General features: G+C 69.9%; 18 protein-coding genes. 11 read left to right on the top strand and 7 right to left on the bottom strand.

Annotation, left to right across the window (positions count from 1 at the left end; translation table 11 throughout):
• Positions 1–11 precede the first annotated feature (11 nt).
• The gene (locus tag QHF84_RS15655; protein WP_281314103.1) at positions 12–1,478 is read left to right on the top strand and encodes a GAF domain-containing protein; all 1,467 of its coding nucleotides are present in this window, start codon (positions 12–14) and stop codon (positions 1,476–1,478) included.
• Positions 1,479–1,502: 24 nt separating this feature from the next.
• A complete protein-coding gene (locus QHF84_RS15650; protein WP_281314102.1) occupies positions 1,503–3,137 on the top strand; it encodes a HAMP domain-containing sensor histidine kinase in 1,635 nt (544 codons plus the stop codon).
• Here QHF84_RS15650 and QHF84_RS15645 read toward each other — a convergent pair whose 3' ends face one another.
• Positions 3,138–4,061, bottom strand: a complete 924-nt coding sequence (locus QHF84_RS15645; protein ID WP_281314101.1) for a polyprenyl synthetase family protein — start codon at positions 4,059–4,061, stop codon at positions 3,138–3,140.
• Positions 4,062–4,146: 85 nt separating this feature from the next.
• Between QHF84_RS15645 and crtD the strand changes: the two genes are divergently transcribed.
• The 5 genes from crtD (at position 4,147) to QHF84_RS15620 (ending at position 9,280) form a co-directional block, all read left to right on the top strand.
• The gene (crtD, locus tag QHF84_RS15640) at positions 4,147–5,679 is read left to right on the top strand and encodes a 1-hydroxycarotenoid 3,4-desaturase CrtD (protein ID WP_281314100.1); all 1,533 of its coding nucleotides are present in this window, start codon (positions 4,147–4,149) and stop codon (positions 5,677–5,679) included.
• A 56-nt stretch (positions 5,680–5,735) separates the two neighbouring features.
• Entirely contained in the window at positions 5,736–6,557 is an 822-nt protein-coding gene (locus QHF84_RS15635) for a carotenoid 1,2-hydratase (protein ID WP_281314099.1), read from the top strand.
• Positions 6,554–7,747 carry a glycosyltransferase gene (locus tag QHF84_RS15630; RefSeq protein WP_281314098.1) on the top strand — a complete coding sequence of 398 codons (1,194 nt, stop codon included), beginning with the start codon at positions 6,554–6,556 and terminating at the stop codon, positions 7,745–7,747. Before QHF84_RS15635 ends, QHF84_RS15630 begins: the two co-directional genes overlap by 4 nt.
• A complete protein-coding gene (locus QHF84_RS15625) occupies positions 7,744–8,223 on the top strand; it encodes a sterol desaturase family protein (protein WP_281314097.1) in 480 nt (159 codons plus the stop codon). Before QHF84_RS15630 ends, QHF84_RS15625 begins: the two co-directional genes overlap by 4 nt.
• Positions 8,224–8,395: 172 nt before the next feature.
• On the top strand, positions 8,396–9,280 hold the full coding sequence (locus QHF84_RS15620) for an STAS domain-containing protein (protein WP_281314096.1): 885 nt from the start codon (positions 8,396–8,398) through the stop codon (positions 9,278–9,280).
• Here QHF84_RS15620 and QHF84_RS15615 read toward each other — a convergent pair.
• The 4 genes from QHF84_RS15615 to QHF84_RS15600 are packed head-to-tail and all read right to left on the bottom strand — an operon-like array spanning position 9,234 to position 13,981.
• Complete coding sequence (locus tag QHF84_RS15615) at positions 9,234–10,040, bottom strand: lysophospholipid acyltransferase family protein (RefSeq protein WP_281314095.1); 807 nt, start codon at positions 10,038–10,040, stop codon at positions 9,234–9,236. The genes QHF84_RS15620 and QHF84_RS15615 overlap by 47 nt on opposite strands.
• 8 nt (positions 10,041–10,048) lie before the next feature.
• On the bottom strand, positions 10,049–11,479 hold the full coding sequence (locus tag QHF84_RS15610; RefSeq protein ID WP_281314094.1) for a lycopene cyclase: 1,431 nt from the start codon (positions 11,477–11,479) through the stop codon (positions 10,049–10,051).
• The gene (locus QHF84_RS15605; protein ID WP_281314093.1) at positions 11,476–12,501 is read right to left on the bottom strand and encodes a phytoene/squalene synthase family protein; all 1,026 of its coding nucleotides are present in this window, start codon (positions 12,499–12,501) and stop codon (positions 11,476–11,478) included. Before QHF84_RS15605 ends, QHF84_RS15610 begins: the two co-directional genes overlap by 4 nt.
• Positions 12,482–13,981 carry a phytoene desaturase gene (locus QHF84_RS15600; RefSeq protein ID WP_281314092.1) on the bottom strand — a complete coding sequence of 500 codons (1,500 nt, stop codon included), beginning with the start codon at positions 13,979–13,981 and terminating at the stop codon, positions 12,482–12,484. The genes QHF84_RS15605 and QHF84_RS15600 overlap by 20 nt, the downstream gene beginning before the upstream one ends.
• A 75-nt stretch (positions 13,982–14,056) precedes the next feature.
• Here QHF84_RS15600 and QHF84_RS15595 point away from each other — a divergent pair, with 75 nt between their 5' ends.
• Positions 14,057–15,019: a MerR family transcriptional regulator gene (locus tag QHF84_RS15595; protein ID WP_281314091.1), complete on the top strand. Its 963-nt coding sequence runs from the start codon at positions 14,057–14,059 to the stop codon at positions 15,017–15,019.
• 28 nt (positions 15,020–15,047) lie between these two features.
• On the opposite strand, the gene QHF84_RS15590 is transcribed toward QHF84_RS15595, so the two are convergent.
• Positions 15,048–15,596: a YtfJ family protein gene (locus QHF84_RS15590; RefSeq protein ID WP_281314090.1), complete on the bottom strand. Its 549-nt coding sequence runs from the start codon at positions 15,594–15,596 to the stop codon at positions 15,048–15,050.
• A gap of 378 nt (positions 15,597–15,974) precedes the next feature.
• On the opposite strand from QHF84_RS15590, the gene QHF84_RS15585 reads away from it, so the two are divergent.
• Genes QHF84_RS15585 through QHF84_RS15575 form a run of 3 tightly spaced genes read left to right on the top strand, consistent with a single transcriptional unit; the run spans position 15,975 to position 20,196 of the window.
• Positions 15,975–16,469, top strand: a complete 495-nt coding sequence (locus QHF84_RS15585) for an Hsp20/alpha crystallin family protein (protein ID WP_281314089.1) — start codon at positions 15,975–15,977, stop codon at positions 16,467–16,469.
• Between the two features lie 34 nt (positions 16,470–16,503).
• Positions 16,504–16,887 (top strand): Hsp20/alpha crystallin family protein, encoded by a 384-nt coding sequence (locus tag QHF84_RS15580; protein ID WP_281314088.1) that lies wholly within the window; start codon positions 16,504–16,506, stop codon positions 16,885–16,887.
• A 51-nt stretch (positions 16,888–16,938) separates the two neighbouring features.
• Positions 16,939–20,196, top strand: coding sequence for a VIT domain-containing protein (locus tag QHF84_RS15575; protein WP_281314087.1), 3,258 nt, complete (start codon positions 16,939–16,941; stop codon positions 20,194–20,196).
• Positions 20,197–20,223: 27 nt separating this feature from the next.
• On the opposite strand, the gene QHF84_RS15570 is transcribed toward QHF84_RS15575, so the two are convergent.
• Positions 20,224–21,399, bottom strand: a complete 1,176-nt coding sequence (locus tag QHF84_RS15570) for a hypothetical protein (RefSeq protein ID WP_281314086.1) — start codon at positions 21,397–21,399, stop codon at positions 20,224–20,226.
• Positions 21,400–21,483: the final 84 nt, after the last annotated feature.

Genomic DNA, 21,483 nt, shown 5'->3' with positions numbered 1-21,483 from the left:
ATGGACGACCGATGCGCTGGTTCGTGGAAATCTCGTCACCCGGGCCCTCCGCCGAACCTCCGGCAAAGCTCACCGTGGAGGCCCCGCAGTGGCAGCCCGCGCTCCAGAAGGCCCGCGCGATGCGCGGGGACGACGGGTCGCTCGGCAACTTCTCGATCGAGCTGCTCGACGACGGCTACAGGGCCGTCGATCCGGTGAAGAAGCTCCGTTACGTGGTGCGCAAAGCGCCCGACACGGCCGAGCTGTCCGCGGGCGGGCAAGCCCAAGCCGAGCCGCCGAAGGGTCGCCCGGCCGTCACCGCGCCCCCGCGCGTCGCAGCCCCTCCGCGCGCGACGCCCGCGCCCGCAGCCGCGCCGCTCCCGAGCCATCGCGTGCTGTCGAGCCGCGAGGTGGCCGCCACGGAGAGCTCACCGCTGACGTACCGCGAGTACGTGTACGTCGTGCCCGAGGGGACGTCGGTCGACCTCGCGCGGCGGGTCGTGCTCGACCGGTTCGAGGCGGTGAAAAAGGCGCTCGACGGCGCGCGCGGCGTGCTCGTGAACCTCGCGGTGTTCGATCACGCCTACGAGGGCAAACCCGCGCGCGCCCCGCTCGTGACGTTGTCGTGGAAGGACTGGCGCGGCGAGCCGGAGGTGCGTCCACCGGCGCCGCAGCCGAGCAAGCCCGCGGCCGCGCCCGCGGCGCCGCGCCCCGCCTCGACGCCGCCGCCCGCGCAGCGTGTGGTCTCGACGCCGCCGGCGCGTTCTCCCTCATCGCCGCCGCCGCCGGCGCGTTCTCCTTCGTCGCCGCCGCCCGCGCAGCGCTCGGTCTCGACGCCGCCCGCTCGTTCGCCCTCGGCGCCGCCGCCGCGCGCGCAGGCCGGGTCGAACCCCGCGCTCAAGGGCGGGGTCACGACCACCACGAAGTCCACGCCGCCGAAGGCGCGTGTTCGCTCGGCCGAAGAGCTCATGAAGGAGCTCGAAGGTGCCTCGACGGATCTGCACTTCCTGAGCGACGCGCTCGAAGGCGCCGAGTTCGTGGTCTCGATCCTCTCGGAGCAGCTCCCGAGCGAGCTCATCCTCGTCTGGTTCCACGACGCCGAGAAACGCGAGCTCGTCCTCGTGCGGCAGCAAGGCGGCAAGCACGACAGGCTCCTCGCCCGCATGCCCGATCGAACGGGCCTCGCGCAGGCCGCGATCGCCAACAAGAAGGCCCTCGTCATCACCGACGCGCAACGCGACCCGCGCGCCGTCGACGCGCGCTGGAAGGCGTTCGGCATCGATCCGAAGAGCATCGCCTGCGCCCCCGCGATCGGCGGCGGCAAGACGCTCGGCCTCATCGAGATCGTGAACCCCACCGGCGGCGGTCGGTACGCCACGACCGAGGGCAACGCGCTCACCTACGTCGGCAAAGAGCTCGCGGAGTTCCTCACCATCCAGGGCGTCGTGCTCGATCCCGAGAAGATCCGGGCGACGGCGAACAAGGCGGCGGCGCGCTAGTCGCGCGGCGCGCGGAGACCGTCCATGCAGCGTCGTCGGCTGCGCGAACGGCTGCTCTACTTCGCGATCGTCCCCGCGATCGTGTTCGCCGTCCTCGTGCTCGGCGGCATCGCGCTGCGCACGACGCTCCAGATCGAAAAAGCCCGCCAGCAGACCGTCTTCGACGCGACGCTGACCCTCGCCGACGAGCGCGTCGACCGCCTCGACAAGCTCATCATCAACCAGGACAACGTCGTCGCCGCGCACGTCGACATCGCGAACCTCACGACGATCGCGCGAAGGTGGCTGCCCACGGCCTCGCGCGAGACGCCGACGGTGCGCGCGATCCTCGTGCTCGACATGAGCCACGACTCGCGCGACGTCCTCGCATTCGCCTCGCGCGCGCCGGGCCGCGAGGACGACGCGTTCCGGCGGCTGCTCCTCGGCAAGCTCTTCCCGATCCTGAACTTCCAGGGCGATACGGAGGAGCTGCGCCACCTGCACCAGATCATCGATCAGCAGAGCATCCTGATCAGCTACTGGCAGCGCTCCTACGCGGGTCGGCGTTACCTCATCGTCGCCTGGCACGACGTCCCGCGCCTCGTGCACGACGTCTTCCCGCGGCTCTACCGCGACATCGATCGCGGCAACAGCCGCATGAACGTCATCGACGAGGAAGGCCGCATCGTCTTCGGCCCGCCGATCAAAGGCGGCGAGTTCACCGTCGGGAGGCCCTTTCCGACGACGCTCTACAACTGGCGCCTCCAGATCGCGCTCACGAGCGCCGACGACCTCGGCGACAAGGTCGAGCGCCAGCGTTTGGTCGAGCTCGGCATGGTCGGCTTCGCGGCCATCGTGGTGCTCGTCGGCGTCACGATCGTGATCTTCGCGTCGATCAAGGAGCGCAGGCTCGCCGCGCTGAAGAGCGACTTCGTGGCGAACGTCTCGCACGAGCTGAAGACCCCGCTCGCGCTCGTCCGCATGTTCGGCGAGATCCTGCTCGCCGATCGCGTGGCGAGCGACGAGAAGCGCCGGCAGTACCTCCAGATCATCGTGAGCGAGAGCGAGCGGCTCACGGCGCTGATCGAGAACGTCCTCGATTTCGCCAAGGTCGAGCGTGGCAAGGCCGCGTACGAGTTCGCCCCCGGCAGGCTCGAGGACATCGTCGGCCGCGCCGTCGACGTGTATCGCTACCGCGCCGAGCGCGACGGCATCGTCGTGCACTTCGCGAGCGCCGAGGGCCTGCCCGAGGCGATGATCGACGCCCGCGCCATGGAGCTTGCGATCATCAACCTGCTCGACAACGCCTTCAAGTACGCGAAGGACGGCGGCCGCGTCGACGTCGACGTCGTGTCGGACGATGGCTCGGTCGTCGTGCGCGTGAGTGATCGTGGCCCCGGCATCGATCCCGACGAGCAGGAGCGTATCTTCGAGCGCTTCGTGCGCGGGCGGCGCGCGGGCGAGCAGCGCATCCGCGGCAGCGGCATCGGGCTCGCGCTCGTCAAGCACATCGCCGAGAGCCACGGCGGCAGCATCGAGGTGAAGAGCCCCATCACCGAGGACGGCAAGGGCAGCGTGTTCGTTCTGCGGATCCCGGCCCTGCGCGGCGAGCCTCGGGGCGGATCGAAGCGCCTTTTGCCCGCGCCTTCGGAGCCGGACGTCGAGCCCGAGGTCGGCTGATCAGAGCTCGGGTTGCTCGGCCTGCGCGCCTTGCGACACGGCCACGTGGGCGCGGCGGCGGATGCGGTCGACGACCTGCGTGGCCCAGCGGGAGAGATCGTCGCGGCCGGGGCAATCCGGGATCGAGAGGATCGCCGCGTCGACGAGCTGTTCGAAGAGGTGCGTCGAGGCGCCGAGCCCGAGATCACACGCCGCGTTCGGCCGCCCGAGCGCGGCGTCGCGGCCCACGGGCTTGCCGGCGCTCGCCGCGTCGCTGAGCACGTCGAGCATGTCGTCGGCGATCTGGTAGGCCTCGCCGATCCGCTGGCCGAATCCGCGCCACGCCTCCGCCTCGTCCGCATCGGCGCCGGCCGCGAGGGCGCCGCCCACCGCAGCGGCTTCGAAGAGCGCGCCCGTCTTCGCCCTTCGATAGAGCGTCGCGGGGATGTTCGCCTCGCTCTCCCAGCCCTGGCCCGCGATGATCCCGTAAGGCATCCCCACGCCGCGGCTGACCGTCGTCACGAGCTTGCCCAGCCGGAGCGGGGCCGCGGTGGACGAGCGGGCCAGGATCTCGAACGCGAGCGTGATGAGCTGGTCGCCGGCGAGCACGGCGAGCGGCTCTCCGAATGCACGGTGTGTCGAAGGTTGGCCCCGTCGTGTCAGGGCGGCGTCGAAGCAGGGCAGGTCGTCGTGCACCAGCGACGCGCAATGCACGAGTTCGATCGCGGCGGCCACCCCATCGGCGAGGCCGGGAGCGTCCTCGCCGCAGGCCATCGCGACACGGAGGCAGAGCTGCGGACGAATGCGAGCGCCTGCCGGGAACACCGAATGGTAGACGGCGGCCGCGAGGCGGGGCGGTGCGCCTGGGGCGCACATGGGATCGAGGGCAGCGCGCAGAGCGCGCTCGACGCGACTGGAGACGTCCATGCGAAGGGTATCGTCCATGGATGTGGAACCCTTGTCAAGGGTTTGGTGGTCCATGATGAACAAACTCTAGACAGATGTCCAAGGTTGTTGTAGGAACGGGCTCATGGCGGATGGGACGAGCCGTGCGGTGGTGATCGGCGCCGGGGTGGGCGGCCTGGTGTCGGCGCTTTTGCTTGCTCGCCAGGGGATCGACGTCGTGGTCCTCGAACGTGCGCCCAAGGTCGGCGGCAAGATGCGGCAGGTCGACGTGGCCGGCCGGGCGATCGACGCAGGTCCTACGGTCATGACCATGCGTTGGGTCCTCGAAGAGATCTTTTCTTCGGTGGGGGCCTCGCTCGACGCCGAGCTCACCCTCCGGCGCGCGGAGGTCCTGGCCAGGCACGCCTGGGAAAAAGGGCCCACGCTCGATCTGTACGCCGATCTCGACCGGTCCGTCGAGGCCATATCGACGTTCGCCGGCCGCGCCGAGGGCGAGGGATACCGGCGGTTCTGCGCGTACACGCAGCGCATTTACGAGACCGTGCAGAAGCCGTTTCTCTGCTCGGAGCGCCCGAGCCTCGGCTCCGCGATGCTCGCGGTCGGCTCGCTCGGCATCGAGGGAATGCTCAACATCGATGGCCACCGGACGCTCTGGAAGGCCCTCGGCGAGTTTTTCCAAGACGCACGTTTGCGCCAGCTCTTCGGCCGTTACGCCACGTATTGCGGCTCCTCGCCGTTCCTCGCGCCGGCCACGCTCAACGTGGTCGCCCACGTGGAGCGCGACGGCGTGTATCTCGTCGAGGGCGGCATGTTCCGCGTCGCCGAGGCGCTCGCGCGGGTGGCCGAGCGGATCGGCGTCAGGATTCGCTGCGGCGAGCACGTCACCGAGCTCGTCGTCGCGAATGGCCGCGTCGCCGGCGTGCGCCTCGCCTCGGGCGAGCGCCTCTCGGCCGATCTCGTCGTCCACAATGGCGACCCCGCCGCGCTCTTCCAGGGAATGCTCGGCGCGCCCGGGCGACGCGCCCTTCCGGCCCCCGCGGAGCGTTCGCTCTCGGCCGTCACCTGGGCCTTCGTCGCCGAGGCCGCGGGCGCGTATCCGCTCACGCGCCACAACGTGTTTTTCTCGAAGGACTATCACGAGGAGTTCCGCGACCTCTTCGATCGCGGGACCCTGCCCGAAGAGCCCACGGTGTACGTCTGCGCCCAGGATCGCGATGACGGCGAGCGCGCGCACGCGGGCCCCGAGCGGTTCCTCTGCCTCGTCAATGCCCCGGCCCGCGGGGATCAGCGCGCCCTCACCACTTCGGAGATCAAGCAATGCGAATCAGCAGCTTTCTCGCTCCTCGAGCGGGCGGGTCTCGTCTTTCCGCAGTTTGCCGCGCCGCCCGTCGTGACGACGCCGAGCGAGTTCGACCGCATGTTCCCGGGGACGGGGGGGGCCCTGTACGGCCCGGCATCCCACGGGTGGAAATCCCCGTTCGTCCGGGCGGCGTCACGCACGAAGATCCCGGGCCTCTACCTGGCGGGTGGAGCCGCCCATCCGGGGGCGGGCGTGCCGATGGCGGCGCTCAGCGGTCGCCTCTGCGCGAAAGCCGTGATCGAGGACCTCGCTTCGACGAGCCGATCGCGCGAAACGGTTATGCGTGGTGGTATCTAGACGCGCTCAGTGACGACGGCCGTCACGGCGTCACCATCATCGGCCTGCTCGGCAGCGTGTTTTCGCCGTTTTACGCGGCCGCACGCAAGCGCGGCCCGGCCGACCCGCTCGCCCATTGCTCGATGAACGTCGCGCTGTATGGCCCCGGGCGCGACGCCTGGTCCTTCACCGAGCGCGGCGGCTCCGACGTGCGCCGTTATCGCACGGCGCTCGTCATCGGCCCGAGCTCGATGGAATGGCAGGACGACACCTTCATCGTGCGCTTCGAGGAGAAGACCGCGCCGCTGCCCGGCCGCGTCTCCGGCACCGTCCGGATCCATCCGTTCGCGGTCGCCGACCAGTCGTTCGTCATCGACTCGAACGGCCGCCACCGCTGGGCCCCGATTGCGCCGATCGCCCGGGCCGAGGTCGACATCCGCCGCCCCAAATGCACGCGCTGGACGGGCCTCGCCTACGTCGATTCGAACTTCGGCGACGAGCCGATCGAGGACGGCTTCTCCGGCTGGAACTGGAGCCGCGCCACCACGCGCCGCCGCACGGTCGTGACGTACGACTCGGTTCGTCGGGATGGAACGCGTGATCTCATCCAGCACAGCTTCGGCGCCGACGGACGATCCGAGCCGATCGAGCCGCTCGCCCTCGCGCGCGTACCGCGCACGCTCTGGGGCATGGAGCGCCCTGTCCGGGTCGATCCGGGCACGTCCCCGCGGCTCGTGCGCACGCTCGAAGACACGCCCTTTTATGCGCGCTCGCAGCTCTCGGGCCGTTACCTCGGCGAACACGCGCATGGCGTGCACGAGGCGCTCTCGCTCGACCGGTTCCGGACCCGGGTGGTGCAGTTCATGCTGCCGTATCGGATGCGACGCGTCTCGTTATGACGACAGACGTTCCGAGCATTCTCGGTTTCCTGCTCTTCGGCTGGTCCTTCGCCGTCGCCTCGACCTCGCTCGAGGCCGTCCGGCGCACGACCTTCGCCCCGCGCACCGTCCTGCGTGAGGGCGCCGAGGGAGCCGTGCGGCAGGAAAAACCCTCCGTCCTCGTCGTGCGCCCGTGCGCGGGCAGCGAGCCCTCGCTCGAACGGACGCTCGCCTCGCTCGCCCGCGCGAAACGCTCCTTCGACGTCCGCTGCCGCTTCGCGATCGAGAACGAATGCGACCTCGCCTTGCCCGCGGCGCAGAGGGCCGCCGAGGCGCTCTCGCGTGCCGGCATCGAGGCCGAGATCGTCTTCACCGGCGGCGGCGGACCGAACCGCAAGGCCGCGCAGCTCGCATCCGCGGCCGAGGGCGCCGACGTCCTCATCGTCACGGACAGCGACGTCGACCTCGCCGGCGTGGACCTCGATGCCCTCGTCGCGCCGCTCGCCGCTGCCTCGCCTGTGTGGGTCGCGTGGGCTCCGCCGGCCGAGCATGCACCTCCGAGGACGCTCGGCGATCACGCTTCCGCGGCCGTCCTCGGCGCTTCGCTCCACGCCTTCCCGGTGCTCGCGCGGCTCGATCCGCGTGGCCTCGTCGGCAAGCTCTTCGCCATCCGCGCGAGCGCGCTCGCGGCGATCGGCGGCTTCGGCTCGCTCGTCGACTATCTCGGCGAGGACATGGAGATCGCGCGGCGCGTCCGCGAAAAGGGCGGCTCGGTCGTGGCCGTGCCGATCGTCGCGCGCTCGCTCGCCCAGGGTCGATCGTGGGAGGCCGTGATCGCGCGCTTTTCCCGGTGGCTCACGGTGATCCGCGCGCAGCGCCCGCTCCTCTTGTGGAGCTACCCCGCGCTCTTCTTCGCCACCTGGCCCATCGTCCTGCTCGCGACCGCGTTTGCCTTCGTCGTCCCGCAGGTCGCCTTCGGCGCGGCGCTGCTCGCGCTGCTCGCGCGCCTCGTCATCGCGCTCGTGGCCGCGCGGGCAGCGGGGCGCCCGGTCGGCCTCGTCTCCGCGCTGCGAGACGCCGTCCTCGCCGACGTCGTGCTCGCCTTCGCCTTCGCGCGCGCCTTGCGATCTCGAACGGTCACCTGGCGTGATCGTGTCCTCGTCGTCGACCGCACCGGCCTTCTGCGCCAGCCCTCCGCCGTGAAACCATGAGCGCGGCCCTCGTGTGGATCCCCGTCGCGCTCGTCGTCGCGCTGGCCATGGAGCTCTGGGCGATGCTCCTTCACGGCCGCGTCTGGCATTCGCTCCTCTGGCGCTTGCACCGCTCGCATCACCGAAAGCGCCGCGGCGCGCTCGAAGCGAACGACGCCCTCAGCGTGCTGCACGCCCCGATCGCCATCGCCGCAATTCTCCACGGCTGCACCGCTGCGCCCTCCCTCCTGCGGGAGATCTTCTTCGGCGTCGGCATCGGCATGACCCTCTTCGGCGTCGCGTACCTCGTGGTGCACGACGGCCTCGTCCACGGCCGCCTCCCGGTCCAGGCCCTTGCCAGGATTCCCTACTTTGCGCGTGTTCGCGACGCGCACCTCGTACACCATGCGCGAGGCGCGCGTGGACCCTACGGCCTCTTCCTCGGGCCGTGGGAGCTCGGTTGGCAGACCAAGCAAACCAAACGTACGTCCTCGTAATACCGTCGACGCCTTGGCGGTGTGTGCCGACGCCTGCGTGTCGTCGGCGATTTGGCGCATTTCGCGGCCGAAAAGCGCGCGTGGAGCCGCGTTCGGCCTCGGGGCTTTCGTGGTATCGATCCACGCGCCGGGGGCTCTTCGGTCGTCACGTCTTGCAAACGTTTGAGATCCTATGAACCAACCTGCCCAGCACGCACGCCGTGAGGACACCGTCGGTCGTGATGTCGACCCGAGCACCCTGAGCGACGACACGATCCGGCGCACCGTCATTCTCCTGCAGCAGACGCAGGCGCTCGCGAGGGTCGGCGGCTGGGAGCTCGATTGCCGCTCGAACCAGCTCTTCTGGACCGAGGAGACCTACCGCATCCACGAGACGCCGCCCGGCTTCGCGCCGGAGCTCGAGACCGCGATCAACTTCTACGCGCCCGAGTGGATCCCGGCGATCTCGAAGGCGGTCGAGCGATGCGTGGGGGCGGCAGAGCCGTTCGACCTCGAGCTCGAGCTCCTCACCTACAAGAAGCGCAGGCTCTGGGTCCGCGCGGCCGGACATGCGCACGTGGAGGACGGCAAGGTCGTGCGGATCTTCGGCGCCTTCCAGGACATCGACGACAAGAAGCGGCGCGAGATCGAGGTCCAGGAAAAACTCACCATCATCGAGCAGCAGCGCTCGACGATCCACTCCATGTCCGCGCCGATCATCCAGGTCTGGGACGGCGTGCTCGCGCTCCCCGTCGTGGGCCAGCTCGACGAGGCGCGCGCCGCGGACATCACCGAGCGGCTCCTCGAGAGCGTCGTCTCGCTCGCCGCGTCGCAGGTCATCCTCGACCTCACCGGCGTCGAGACCGTCGACGACGCGACCGCCGATCACCTCCTGCGCATCATCCGCGCCACGACGCTCCTTGGAGCTCAAAGCATCATCACGGGCGTCCGGCCCGCCGTGGCGCAGACGCTCGTCGCGCTCGGGGCCGACCTCACGACGACGACGGTGCGGAGCAACCTGCGCGAGGCGATCAAGGCGGCGATGAGGTCACCTTCGGACGATCGCCCCCGGCGCTGAGCTCGGGCGCGGCCTTCGGCGCTCGCATCACCCACGGCCGCGTCATCGCGGCGAGCATCGCTTCGAGCACGCCGCCCACACGCGACGGCGCCGCGCGATACACCACCTCGAAGCCCTCCGCGCCCTCACCGCGCACAGCGCGCTCGATCCGCAAAAGCTCCGCCTCCACGGCCTCCTCCTGCGCCGCGCGCCCCTTCGTCGTGTCCCGCTCGGCCGGCACGGGCTCGCCGAACGAGAGCCACAACGCCGGCCGTTCGGTTCCGCCGAACTCGTACCGGAGCCCCACCGGCACCGTGCGCGCCTTGCGTGACACGCGCGCGATCTCCGCCGAACCCGGCCGAAACCCGAGCGGCCTCTCCGTCACCGGCCGCTCCTGCCCTTGTGGATACACCCACACGAGCTTGCCCGGTTTGTCGAGCAGCCGCGCCGCGTAACGCATCACGAGCGCGCCGTCCGCGGGTTTGTCGAGGTCCACCCCGAACGCGCCGACGAGCGCGAAGAACGGCAGGCGCCGCAGGTTCTTCGCGTCCATCATCGCGTGCCCGTCCGTGCCGAGCAGGTGCGTCGAGACGTGCATCGCGACGAGCGGATCCCACCAAGACGTGTGGTTCGAGACGACGAGCAGCGGCGCCTCCTTCGCGAGCGCGCGCGCCCGATCGAGCCCCTGCACGCGCACCTCGCCGAACGCCGCCTGGATCCTCGAGCGCGCGTGGCCCGAAAACCAGGTGTTGAACCACGACACCTTGCGTGCAGGGATCATCCGCGACCTCAGCTCGCGCGCAGAAGCTCGCGCGCCACCCCGAACCCCCATCGACCGAGCCCGAAGAGCCGCAGGCGGCCGAGCACGTCGCGATACACGCGCGGCCGTTTGCCCGCGACGGTCCGCAAGAAGCGGACAAAGTCCTTCGCCGACATCTCGTCGCGGAGGAGCGCGCCGTACGCCTCGTCGCCCATGTCGGCGAGCGTCGCGAACGCCGTGTCGAGCAGATCGTTCAGCTCGCCGGCGCGCGCGGGTTCCTGCGGCGGCGTCGCCATGAGCCACGTGAGCGCGCCCGTACCCTTGTGGATCGGCGCGTCGTTCGGCAGCACGTTCGCCCCTTTGCCCCCGGGATCTTCCGCGGCGCGCGTGATCGCGTCGGCGACGCCCTCGAACGATCGCAGCGCGCTGCCGAAACCGCAGAACGTGAGCGGCGAGTGCCGCGCCGCCGCGTCACCGACGAGCACGACCCTGCGACCCGACGCAGGCCCCGGCCCGAGCCTCGACCAGCCCGGGATGAACCCGAACGTCGGTCGAACCAGCCGGAAATCACCGCGCTTGTACGCCTTCATCTTCTGGAAGAAGCGCGCGTAGAGCGACACGAGCGAGGCTCCGGGGGCATCGGCGAGCGCGTAGTAAAAGAGGTACACGGTCACCTCGCCGCGTTTGCCCGGGAACGCCTCCCAGATGTGCTGGCGTCCCTCCTCCACGCCCTCGGTCGTCGCCAGGATCTCGCCCACGTCGGGGCGGATCTGATCGGCCGCGTCGCCCTCTTCGAGGCCCGCGAGCACGCCGCCCACCGTCGGACAAACCAGGTCCGCCGTCGAGAGCGGGCTCGACGCACCGCGCGCATCCACGAGGATCCGCGCCGTCAGCGTCGCGCCCGCGCTCGTCGACAGCGCCACGCCCTCCGGCCCTTCGGCATGCGCGACGACCGCTTCCCCATCGTACAGCGCGACGCCCCGCGCCTCCGCGCGCGCGCGCACCGCGGCGAGCAGCTTCCCTGCATCCACCGCATGATCGAGCACGTTTCGCACCGGGTAGCTGCCGCCCCCGTGCCACCGACAAACCCCGTGATCGTACTTCGCGACCACGAGCCGCGCGACCTCGCGCTTGGTGAACAGCCCCGACGACACGAGCGGCGAGAGCTCCTTCGCCGAGCAGTTCCACTCGCGATGCGCCTGTCCGATCCGCGCCCGATCGAACACCGCGACCCTGAGCCCACGCGCCGCGAGCAGCGGCGCCACCACGAGCCAGAGACCACCGCCCGCGATCACCACGTCGTAGTCCGGCGTCACGCCCTCGTCCGGGCGCGCGGGCCCGATCACGGGCACGCGCTCGGCTCGCGCCGCGCGGATCGCGTCGAGGTGCAGGAGCCGCTCGCAGAGCTCGTCCCCGCCGGACTCGCGCACCCTCTGCCGCGCCTCGTCTTCGGGCATCATGCGCGGTCCCCTTTGCGGGCAGGCCGCGCGCAGGCATCCACGAGGAACTGCACCTCCGGCAGCGCCGGCGGATCGACCTCTGCCTCGCACGCGACGACCGGGAGCGGCGTCCTCGGCGTGGGCGCTGCGAGCGCGCGCAAGAGCAGCCAGAGCTTGCGCCCGAGCGGCACGTAGGCGCGGCTCGTCACCGAGTCGAAGCCCGCGCGCGTGACCACGCGCCCGATGTCCGAGTAGATCAAACTCGCCGCGCGGATCGAGGCCCGGCAGTCGCGCGGCAACATCGTGATCCCGAGATCCGCGCGGGCGTAGAGCACCGACGCGTGTTGCAAGAGCCGCTCGACCACGCCGCCGAGCGCCGCGGTGAACACCGGCCGTGCGAGCCATTTCGACACGTCGATCTCGGCCTCTTCGAGCCACACGAGCGGCAGGTACACGCGCCCGTTTCGCGCGTCCTCGCCCACGTCGCGCGCGATGTTCGTGAGCTGCATGGCGACGCCGAGGTCACACGCGCGCGCGAGCGCCTTCGGATCACGCACGCTCATGAGCACGCTCATGATCACGCCGACCGTCGAGGCCACGCGCGCGCAGTACGCGTGCAGATCCGACAGCGTCTCGTATCTTCGCCCCTCGGCGTCCCAAGCGAACCCCTCGATGAGACCTTCCATCACGGCGCGCGGCAGATCGTGCGCGCGCGCCACGTCCGAGAACGCCCGGTCGACCGGCGAGTCGTGTGGCCTGCCCTCGTATGCCGCGGCGAGCCGCGCTTTCAGGGCTTCCACCGCGCCCGGCTCGCTCGCTTGATCCACCACGTCGTCGGCCACGCGACAGAACGCGTAGACCGGCAGCATGGGCACGCGCACTCGCTTCGGCAGGAGCAGCGACGCGGCGAAGAAGCTCTTCGAGCCTTTTCGCAGAAGCTCCCGGCACGCGGCGAGGTCGTCGGCCGACGCCGCGCGCTCGGCCGACGAGGGGAGGAGCGGCGCGCCGAGGGTCATCGTCTGTTCAATGGAGCGAGGCTGCATCGGGCACCACCCTGTCGAGCACCCGCGCCGAAGAGAGTACGCCTGGCAGGCCCGCGCCTGGATGGGTCCCTGCGCCCACGATGTAGAGCCGCTCCACGTCCTCGCTCTCGTTGTGCGGGCGGAAGAACGCGCTCTGCGTCAGCACCGGCTCCATCCCGAACGCCGCGCCGCGGAACGAGAGCAGCCGGTCCTGGAACTCCTGCGGGTGCGTCACGCGCGACGCCACGATCTCCTTTTCGAGCCCGGGCATCAGCGTCTCCGCGAGATACCGCTCGATCCGCTTCCGATACGGCTCGGCTTCTCTCTCCCAGTTCGTCCCGCTCGAAAGGTTCGGCACGGGCGAGAGCACGTAAAACGCGTCCGAGCCCTCGGGCGCGAGCGACGGATCCGTCGCCGTCGGCCGGTGCAGATACAGGCTGAAATCATCCGCCAGCACGTGCCTCTGGAAGATGTCGTCGAGCAGCCCTTCGTAGCGCGGGCCGAGGCAGATCGTGTGATGTGCGACGTTTTCGTATTTTCGTTTGGTCCCAAAATACCAGACGAACAGCCCCATCGAATAACGTTGCTTCTCCAAACGTTCGTTCGTCCAGCGCTTGCGGACGTTCTCGTCGACGAGGTGTCGATAGGTCCAGGCCGAATCCGCGTTCGACACCACCACGTCGGCCGCGATCGTCTCGCCGCTCGCGAGCTCCACGCCGCGCGCTTTTCGCCCGGCGAGCAGGATCCGTTTGACCTCCGCGTTGCAGCGCACCTCGCCGCCCTGGCCCTCGATGAGGCGCACGAGCCCTTTCACGAGCGCGCCCGTGCCGCCCATCGGGAAATGCACGCCCCACTTGCGCTCGAGAAACGCGATCAGCGTGTAGATCGACGTCGTCGAGAAGGGGTTTCCCCCGACGAGCAGCGGGTGGAAGCTCATCACCTGCCGCAGCCGGTCGTCCTTCACGTGCTTGGCGACGAGGTTGTAGACCGAGCGATAACTCTCGAGCTTCATCATGTCGGGGACGATCTTCGCCATGTCCCACCACGAGCCGAACGGCACGTGGGCGAGCTCCTCGAAGCCCACCTTGAAGATCTCCTCGCTCGTGCGGATGAACCGCTCGTACCCCTCCACGTCGCCTGGCGCGAGCCGCTCGACCTCCTTGCGCATCGCCGCGGCGTCCCCCGTGTAGTCGAACACCGCCCCGTCGTGGAACCGGATGCGGTAGAAGGGCGTGACCGGACGCATGTCGATGTCGTCGCTCATGCGCCGGCCCGCGAGCGTCCACAGCTCTTCGAGCAGGAAAGGCGCCGTGATGACCGTCGGCCCCGCGTCGAAGGTGAAGCCGTTGATCCGGTGCACGTAGGCTCGACCGCCCGGGACATCGAGCTTCTCCAGCACCGTCACCCGATAACCGCGCGCGCCCAGCCGGACCGCCGCAGCCAGACCACCGAAACCGCTGCCGATGACGACCGCGTGAGGCTTGGGGGTTGAACCTTGCATGCGAACAGTATAAGGTCTGTATCAAGTTTGGAAAAGGTTTCTCTTGGTCGGTCCTGACGATCGGTCGGGGCGACCGTGGAGAGCGATCCGTTGAGCCTCTACCGAATTCGCACCGTCTCGGAACTGACAGGCGTGAGCTCTGCGACGCTGCGCGCCTGGGAGCGTCGTTACGGCGTCCCCGCGCCGTCGCGCACGCCCTCCGCCTACCGGCTCTACAGCGACGAGGACGTCGCGCTCATCGTCAAGATGCGCGACCTCGTCAAGGGGGGCATGGCGCCGGCCGAGTCCGCGCGCCTCCTGCTTAGCGAGCCCGCGATCAGCGCCGCGCCCGCCGTGCCTTCGCCCGGCATGGTGGCCCTCGACGCCGATCCCTTCACCGCCGCGAGTGATCGCATCGTCGAGGCCACGCGCCGCTTCGACCCCGACGCGCTCGAAGAAGAGGTCTCGAAGACCCTCACCCTCGGCCCCGCCGTGGCGATCTTCGAACGAACGATCGGCCCTGCGCTCCGCGAGATCGGTGACCTCTGGCACGCGGGTGCGATCACCGTCGCGCAGGAGCACCTCGCCTCCAACGTGCTCGGCGGCACCCTCATCCACCTCTTGCGCCTCGCGCAGCCCGCGGACGCCACGCGCCGCATCGCGCTCGCTTGTTTCGCCGACGAGGATCACGTCCTCGGCCTTTACGGCGTCGGCCTGCGCTTCGCCTCGTGGGGCTTCCGCACGCTCATGCTCGGCGCGCGCACGCCTCCGCCGGCCATCTCGCGTGTCGTCGACTCGCTCGCGCCCGACCTCGTCGGTCTCAGCGTCACCATTGCCCCGTCGCCGCCGCGCGCGCGTGAGCTCGTCGACGCGTATGCCGACGCTTGTCGCGGGGCGGCGTGGCTCGTCGGCGGTGACGGCTCGGAGGCCATGCGCTCGTGGATCGAGGATCGCGGCGGCATTTGCGTCGGCCGCGACCTCGCGGGCGCGCGGCAGACGATCGAGCGCGTCGTGGCCGCGCAGAAGCGCAGGCGTTCGCCGCGGGGGAGCAAGGACTGAGCGCGAGGGGAGAGGGCGGGGGTGACGTTCAGCTTTCGACCTGCGCGCCGAGCAGCTCGATGAGCTTCTTCCGGTCGGCGGAGCCGAGCGCGCCCGAGCCGGCGAAGAGCACGCGCCCGTCTTTGCCGACGAGGATCACGTTGCTCACGCCCTGACGAATACCGTAGGCCTTCCGGAACGAGCCGTCCCAGTCGCAATAAATCGTGGTCTTCTGCTTTTTCGATTCCTCGCGAATCGCGTCCTTCACGAAGCCTTTCGCGGGCCACCAGTCGTAGCCGCTCACGTCCGCGACCGCGGCGAGCGCGATCTTCTGCTTGTATTTGTCGCCCTGGGCGAGCTTCGACAGGTCGTCCTTGAGCGGCTGGTTCTGCGCCGCGGAGTCCTTGTCTTCGTATACGATGAGGATCGGCTTGCCCTTGAGAGAGCTCATCTGCAACGCGCGACCGTCGGCGTCTTCCACCCGCGCATTGGGCGCTTCGGCGCCTTCCTTGGGCAGGGCGAGGGAGACACCGGGCACGAGCGCGGCCGTGAGCGCGGCCGCCGTCATGAACTTCGAAGCTTTTCCCCTGGAACGCATCGCCGATTCCTCCGCGTAGCACGCGTCACGTCAAGGCTGTATACGCTTTGTACAAGGTTCGACGCAGAAGTCAACCTTTGTTTCGTGTTCATACGGTCGGACGGTCGGGCCCTCGGGGGGCGGGGCGAGGGCGGGCCTCCCGGGGGTGGGGACGGCTTTGCGGGGGCTGGTCTTGACAGCGGCCGACCCATGTAGAGATTGCACCGCGTCCGAACCCGAGTGGCGGAAGAGAATCGAGGACGATTCTCCGCTGCTGGGGATGGGTGCACGAGACGGGCCCGGGAGCGCGTCCGCGGTGTGGGCATGGTTCGCCCTGCCGGCGGCGCTCGGGGCCCGTGGGGGCGGAGCCATGCCCCGCGAGGGCATACGGAGGCGACCATGTTGATGCGATTCGGCGACGTGAACAGGACCTTTGCCGCCATGGATGAGCTTCGCCGGAGAATGGACCGGCTGTTCGACGAGTACGATTCGCGCGGAGGTGCCTGGCCGCGATCTCCCTTCTTCTTCGAGCCGTTCGAGGCCGCCCATTCGTCGCGCACGGTCGCGACGTGGCCGCGGCTCTCGGTGTACGACAAGGGCGACGCGCTGGTCATCGCGGCCGATGTTCCCGGAATGAAAGAATCGGACATCAAGCTGGAGATCGATCAGGACGTGCTCACGCTCTCCGGCGAGCGGAAGGCGGATGTCCCCGAGGGGTATGCGCTCCACAAGAAGGAGCGTGTCCCGGTGAAGTTCTCGCGCAGCGTGGCCTTGCCTTGCAAGGTCGACACGGAGAAGGCGAGCGCGGTGCTGAAGGACGGCGTCCTCACGCTCACGCTCACGAAGTCGCCCGAGGCGCAGCCCCGGCAGATCGCCGTGAAATCGGCCACGTGAAAAACGATTCTGGAAGGAAAAGGAGAGATCAGCCATGAGCGCGCAGATCAGCCGTGACGAGCGGGACAACCAAACCGAGACGCTGGAGACGCGGCGCGGCGTGGCGCCCGCGGTCGATATCTTCGAGAACAAGACCGAGCTCCTCATCGTCGCCGACCTGCCCGGCGTCGGCCCCGGTGATATCGCGGTGCGCCTCGACAAGAACGAGCTCACGATTGCGGGCAAGCGAGCGAGCGCGCCGGAGGGCAACGCCCTCGCCGTCGAGGGCCGGCCCGGGGATTTTACGCGCACGTTCCTGGTCCCGCAGGGCATCGTGGCCGACGGGATCACCGCCGAGGTGGCCCAGGGCGTCCTCAAGGTCCGCCTGCCCAAGGTATCCGCGCAGAAGCCCAGGCAAATCGCAGTCAAAGCGAACTGATTCGCGAGATCGGCTTCCGCTCCGCCCGGCGGTGGGCGTATTCTCGACCGTATGCGCCGCCGTCTCTCCCGACTCGCCCTCCTCGTCCTCGCCCAGGCCCTCGCGAGCTGCGGCCCGGGACCCACGGTCGTCACGGGCCCGCAGTCCGCGGAGTTCGGCGGCGCGTCCGACGGGAATGGGCGCGCGCCCGGGGATCTCCCGATGGTCCCCGTGCGCTGGGAGGAGCAGCCGACGCAGGCGCTCGAAGTCGCCGGGGGCGATCGCGGCGGCGCGCCCGTCTCGCTCACCTCGCCCGACGGTGTCGGCCTCGTGATCACCTCGCTCGAAGTCGCGGCGGCCGTCGAGGATCCGCTCGCGTTCACCGAGCTGCATTTCACCTTCAAGAACCCCGAGGCGCGCACCATCGAGGGCCGCTTCGAGCTGGTCCTGCCGCCCGGGGCCACGATCAGCCGGTTCGCCATGAAAAACGCGGACGGCTGGAAGGAGGGCGAGGTCGTCGAGCTTCAGGCGGCGCGCGTCGCGTACGAGGATTTCCTCCACCGCAGGGCCGACCCGGCGCTGCTCGAAAAACAGGCCGGCAACCGCTTTCAAGCCCGGGTGTTCCCCATTCCGGCCTCGGGCGAGAAGGAGATCATCGTCTCCTATTCGCAATCGCTCGCCTCGCGCGCCGAGCCGTACCGCGCCTACCTCCGGGGCCTGCCGCGCATGGGCAAATTCGACATGCGCGTCATCGAGCGCCGCCGCGGAGACAAGGGCGAGCCCGTGCGCCGCATTCACTCCTTCAAGCAGGCCGATTTCGCCCCGGACCGTGATTTCGTTCTCCCGCTCGCGGCCGGCACGAAGGCCGTCGGCTTGCGCCACGAGGAGCTCGCGGTCGGGCGGGTCACGCCGATTGCCGAGAATCGCCTCGAGCCCGTCCGGGACCTGCTCGTCCTGCTCGACACGAGCGCCTCGCGCGCGCTCGACCTCGCCACGCAGGCCGAGCGGCTCGCCGCGCTCCTCACGGCGCTGCCGGACGAGCCGGGCAGCGACATGCCCATTGCCGTCGCCTGCTTCGATCAAGGGCTCGAACCCGTGTACGTCGGGCCCAAGAAGGGGTTTGGCCGCAAGGAGATCGAGGCCATTCTGCAGAGAAAGGCGCTCGGCGCATCCGACCTCGGGCTCGCGCTGGAGAGCGCGGCGGGGTACGCGAAAAAGCAGGGCGGCCGCTTCACCCGCGCCTTGCTCCTCACGGACGGCATTCCCACGGCCGGCCCCACGACGCCCGGCGAGATCGCGGCCGACCTCCAGCAATTGCGGGACGCCGGCATTCGCAGGCTCGACGCCCTCGTGGCCGGCGGCATCCGCGACGAGGCGCTCCTCCGCAGGCTCACGACGGGCACGTTCCCGCAGGACGGCGTGGTCCTCGACGCGGCAGAGAGCCCGCGCACGCTCGCCGATCGCCTCGGTCGCGCCACCGTCTCGGGCCTCAAGGTGCGGGTCCCCGGCGCGAAATGGGTGTACCCGGAAAAACTCGACGCCGTCCAGCCCGGCGACGAGGCGCTCGTGTATGCGGAGATTCCTTCGAGCGCGCCGTTCGAGGTCGAGGTCGAGGGTCCTTCCGGCACGGCGCGGACGAAGGTCGAAACGGAGTTCGCCGAGCGCCCGCTGCTCGAACGCGCGGCGGCGCGGGCGAACATCGAGCGCCTCTCCCTCCAGATGGAAGCCGCGCCGGACGAGGGCCGACGCGCCGCGATCGGGCGCGAGATCGTCTCGCTCTCCACGCGCTTCCGGGTCCTCTCCGACCTTACGGCGCTGCTCGTCCTGGAGACCGAAAACGATTACGCTCGTTTTGGCATCGACCGGACCGCGCTCGTGGACATCCTCGTGGTCGGCCGCTCGGGCGTCGAGCTGCAAAGCCGCAAAGGCGGCCCCGTGACTGTGGCGGCGTCCCCGGACGAACCCGCGAAGGTGGCCCAGGAAAAGAACGAGACCGAGACCAAGGCAGGCCAAAAGAAGGATACGGGCGGCGCCCCGCCCGGCGCCCCGCCCGCGCAGCCCGCTGCCGCGCCGGCGGGCGAGGCGGCCCCACCGCCTCCTCCTCCGCAAACGGAGACCCTTTCGCGCGAAGAGCTCAAGCAGGAGGCCAAACCCGAGCCCGCCGAGGCCGAGCCGTCCCCGCGCCCCGCGAGCGCGCCCCGCGCGGCCGCAAAGCCCGCTGCTCCCTCGGCCGCCGGCGCGTCGCGTCCCCGCCGCATCGATGCCGAATCGATCCTGGATCCATTCGACGACGCGCCGAGCCCCCGCAGGCCGCCGTCCTGGCGACCGCCGCCCCGGCCGCCGAGCGAATTCGAGGAGGACGATGACGATACGAGCGGCTCCGGCGTCCTGCCCTACGAGGGCAAATTCGCCGAGGTCATGAGCCTGATCCAGGCGAAAAAGCACGCGGAAGCGCTGTCCATGGCCTCTGCCTGGCGCGACGCCGAGCCGGGCGACGCGCTCGCGCTGATCGCGCTCGGCGAATCCTTCGAGGGCCTCGGCAACCTCCCCCAGGCCGCGCGTGCTTATGGCTCGATCATCGACCTTTTCCCGTCCCGCGCCGATCTCCGCCGCTTCGCCGGCGCCCGGCTCGAACGAATCGGCCCTCGCGCCGAAGGCGTCCCCTTCCTCGTCGTCGACACTTACGAAAAGGCCGTCGCGTCGCGCCCCGATCATCCTTCCGGCCACCGGCTCCTCGCTTATGCGCTCGCCCGCGCCGGAAAATACGCCGAGGCCTTCGAGGTCATCACCGCGGCCTTCGCGCGTCGTTATCCGAGCGGCCGTTTCGCCGGCGTTCGCCGCGTCCTCGCCGACGACGTCGGCATTCTCGCCGCCGCGCTCATCCACGCCAAACCCGAGCGCCGCGCCGCGGTCCAGAAGACCTTGAACGAGCTCGGCGTCCCCCTCGCCACGCGCCCCTCGCTCCGGTTCGTCCTCACGTGGGAGACGGACGCGAACGACGTCGATTTCCACATTCGCGACAGCCGCCGCGGGCACGCCTATTACGGCCACCGAAAGCTCCGCTCCGGCGGCGAGCTCTTCGCCGACGTCACCACGGGGTACGGCCCCGAATGTTTCGCCATCGACGGCCGCGCCGCGGCCTACCCGTACCGCTTGCAGGCCCATTATTACTCGAAGGGCCCGATGGGCTACGGCATGGGCAAGCTCCAGATCGTCGAGCACGACGGAAATGGAGAGATCCGGCTCGAAGAGCGGCCCTTCGTGGTCATGACCGACCGCGCATTCGTGGATCTCGGCGTGGTCACCGGCAAGCTGCCGGCGCCGCGCTGAATTCGCGCATGGGCTTCGCGTGACCGTTCAGAGGAGCGCGCGAATCAGCTCGTCGAGGGATCCCGCGCCGTTGACGAATGCGCGGCGAAGCTCTTCGGCCGGCTTCACGTCCGGGGTCCTTCCGCAGGCGGCTTGTGCCTCCTGGAGAAGGAGTTTTTCGGCGCTCGTGAAGCGACCGTCGATGATCGCCGCCGCGTGCAGGACCTGCAGCGCCACGCGTTGCTCCGAGGGCGGCAGGCGCGAAAGCACGTCGAGGAACACGCGCGAATCGTCGATGCCCTCCGGCAGCGGATCGTCCACGCGCCGCAATACCTCGACGAGCACCGCATGCAGATTCGGGTGCAGGTCCTCCGTGCGCACGATCGAGCTCGCCACGGCGCGCACGAGCGCGAGCCGCCCCTCGGTCGAGAGCGTGATTCCCTGATCGAAGATCGCGCCCACGAGCTCGCGCGCCGCCGACGGGCCCATCACGCGGATCTTCGCCTCGCGCAGCACGATCCAGCAAACGATCCCGTTCCACGCGGCCGTGCCCGGCACTGCGACGAACGGCAGCCACGTGCGTACGAGCGCGCGGCCCGCGAGGCGACGGACGAGCACCTTCACCGCGAAATTGGTGACGCTCACCTTCACCTTGTAGAGCAGCGACGCGACCGCCAATTTGAGCTTCGACGCCTCGCGCCGTGGATCGACCCCGAACACGCGCTCCGTCGGATTCGGCAATTCGAGCGCCGCGCGCGCGAGCGCCGTGGCCACGGCCGCGCCGTCGCCGTTCGACGCGGTCGCGAACGGATCGAGCCCCGCGGCGCGCGAGAGCCGGTGCACGGCGCGCAGCGAATCCCAATAAAGAAACAGGATCTCCGCCACGGCTGCGACGATCGTCACCCCGCCGACGAGCGCCCAGTATCGCGCCGCGGCGTCGAAGCTTTGTTGCTCGGCCCCGTAGAGCCGCTCCGCGAGCACCTCCGCGCCTGCCGCGAGCGCTGCGCTCACCGCGCCTGCGAGGCTCGCGCGGATCACGGCGCCGCGCACCACGGCCGAGAGATGCCGGCGCTCCTCGGCGTTCAGCACGCTCACGGCGTCGGCGGCGGCGACGCGCGGCGAGGACGCCGAGAGCCGCTGGAAATAAAGCACCCCGAGCCGCTCGAGCAGCGGCGCTTTCGTCTCCGCTTCCGCCGCCGGATCCGTCCCGCTCGCGCTGACCATACGACCTCCGACGATACACGAATGACCCTTGACGTGCGGCAGATCTTTGCGTTTGCTCGGTGCGCGGGGCGGGCCCCGTGGTCA

This window comes from Polyangium sp. y55x31 (assembly GCF_029946505.1).
Classification (GTDB): Bacteria; Myxococcota_A; Polyangia; order Polyangiales; family Polyangiaceae; genus Polyangium.
This window is presented reverse-complemented; position numbering and strand designations above follow the sequence as displayed.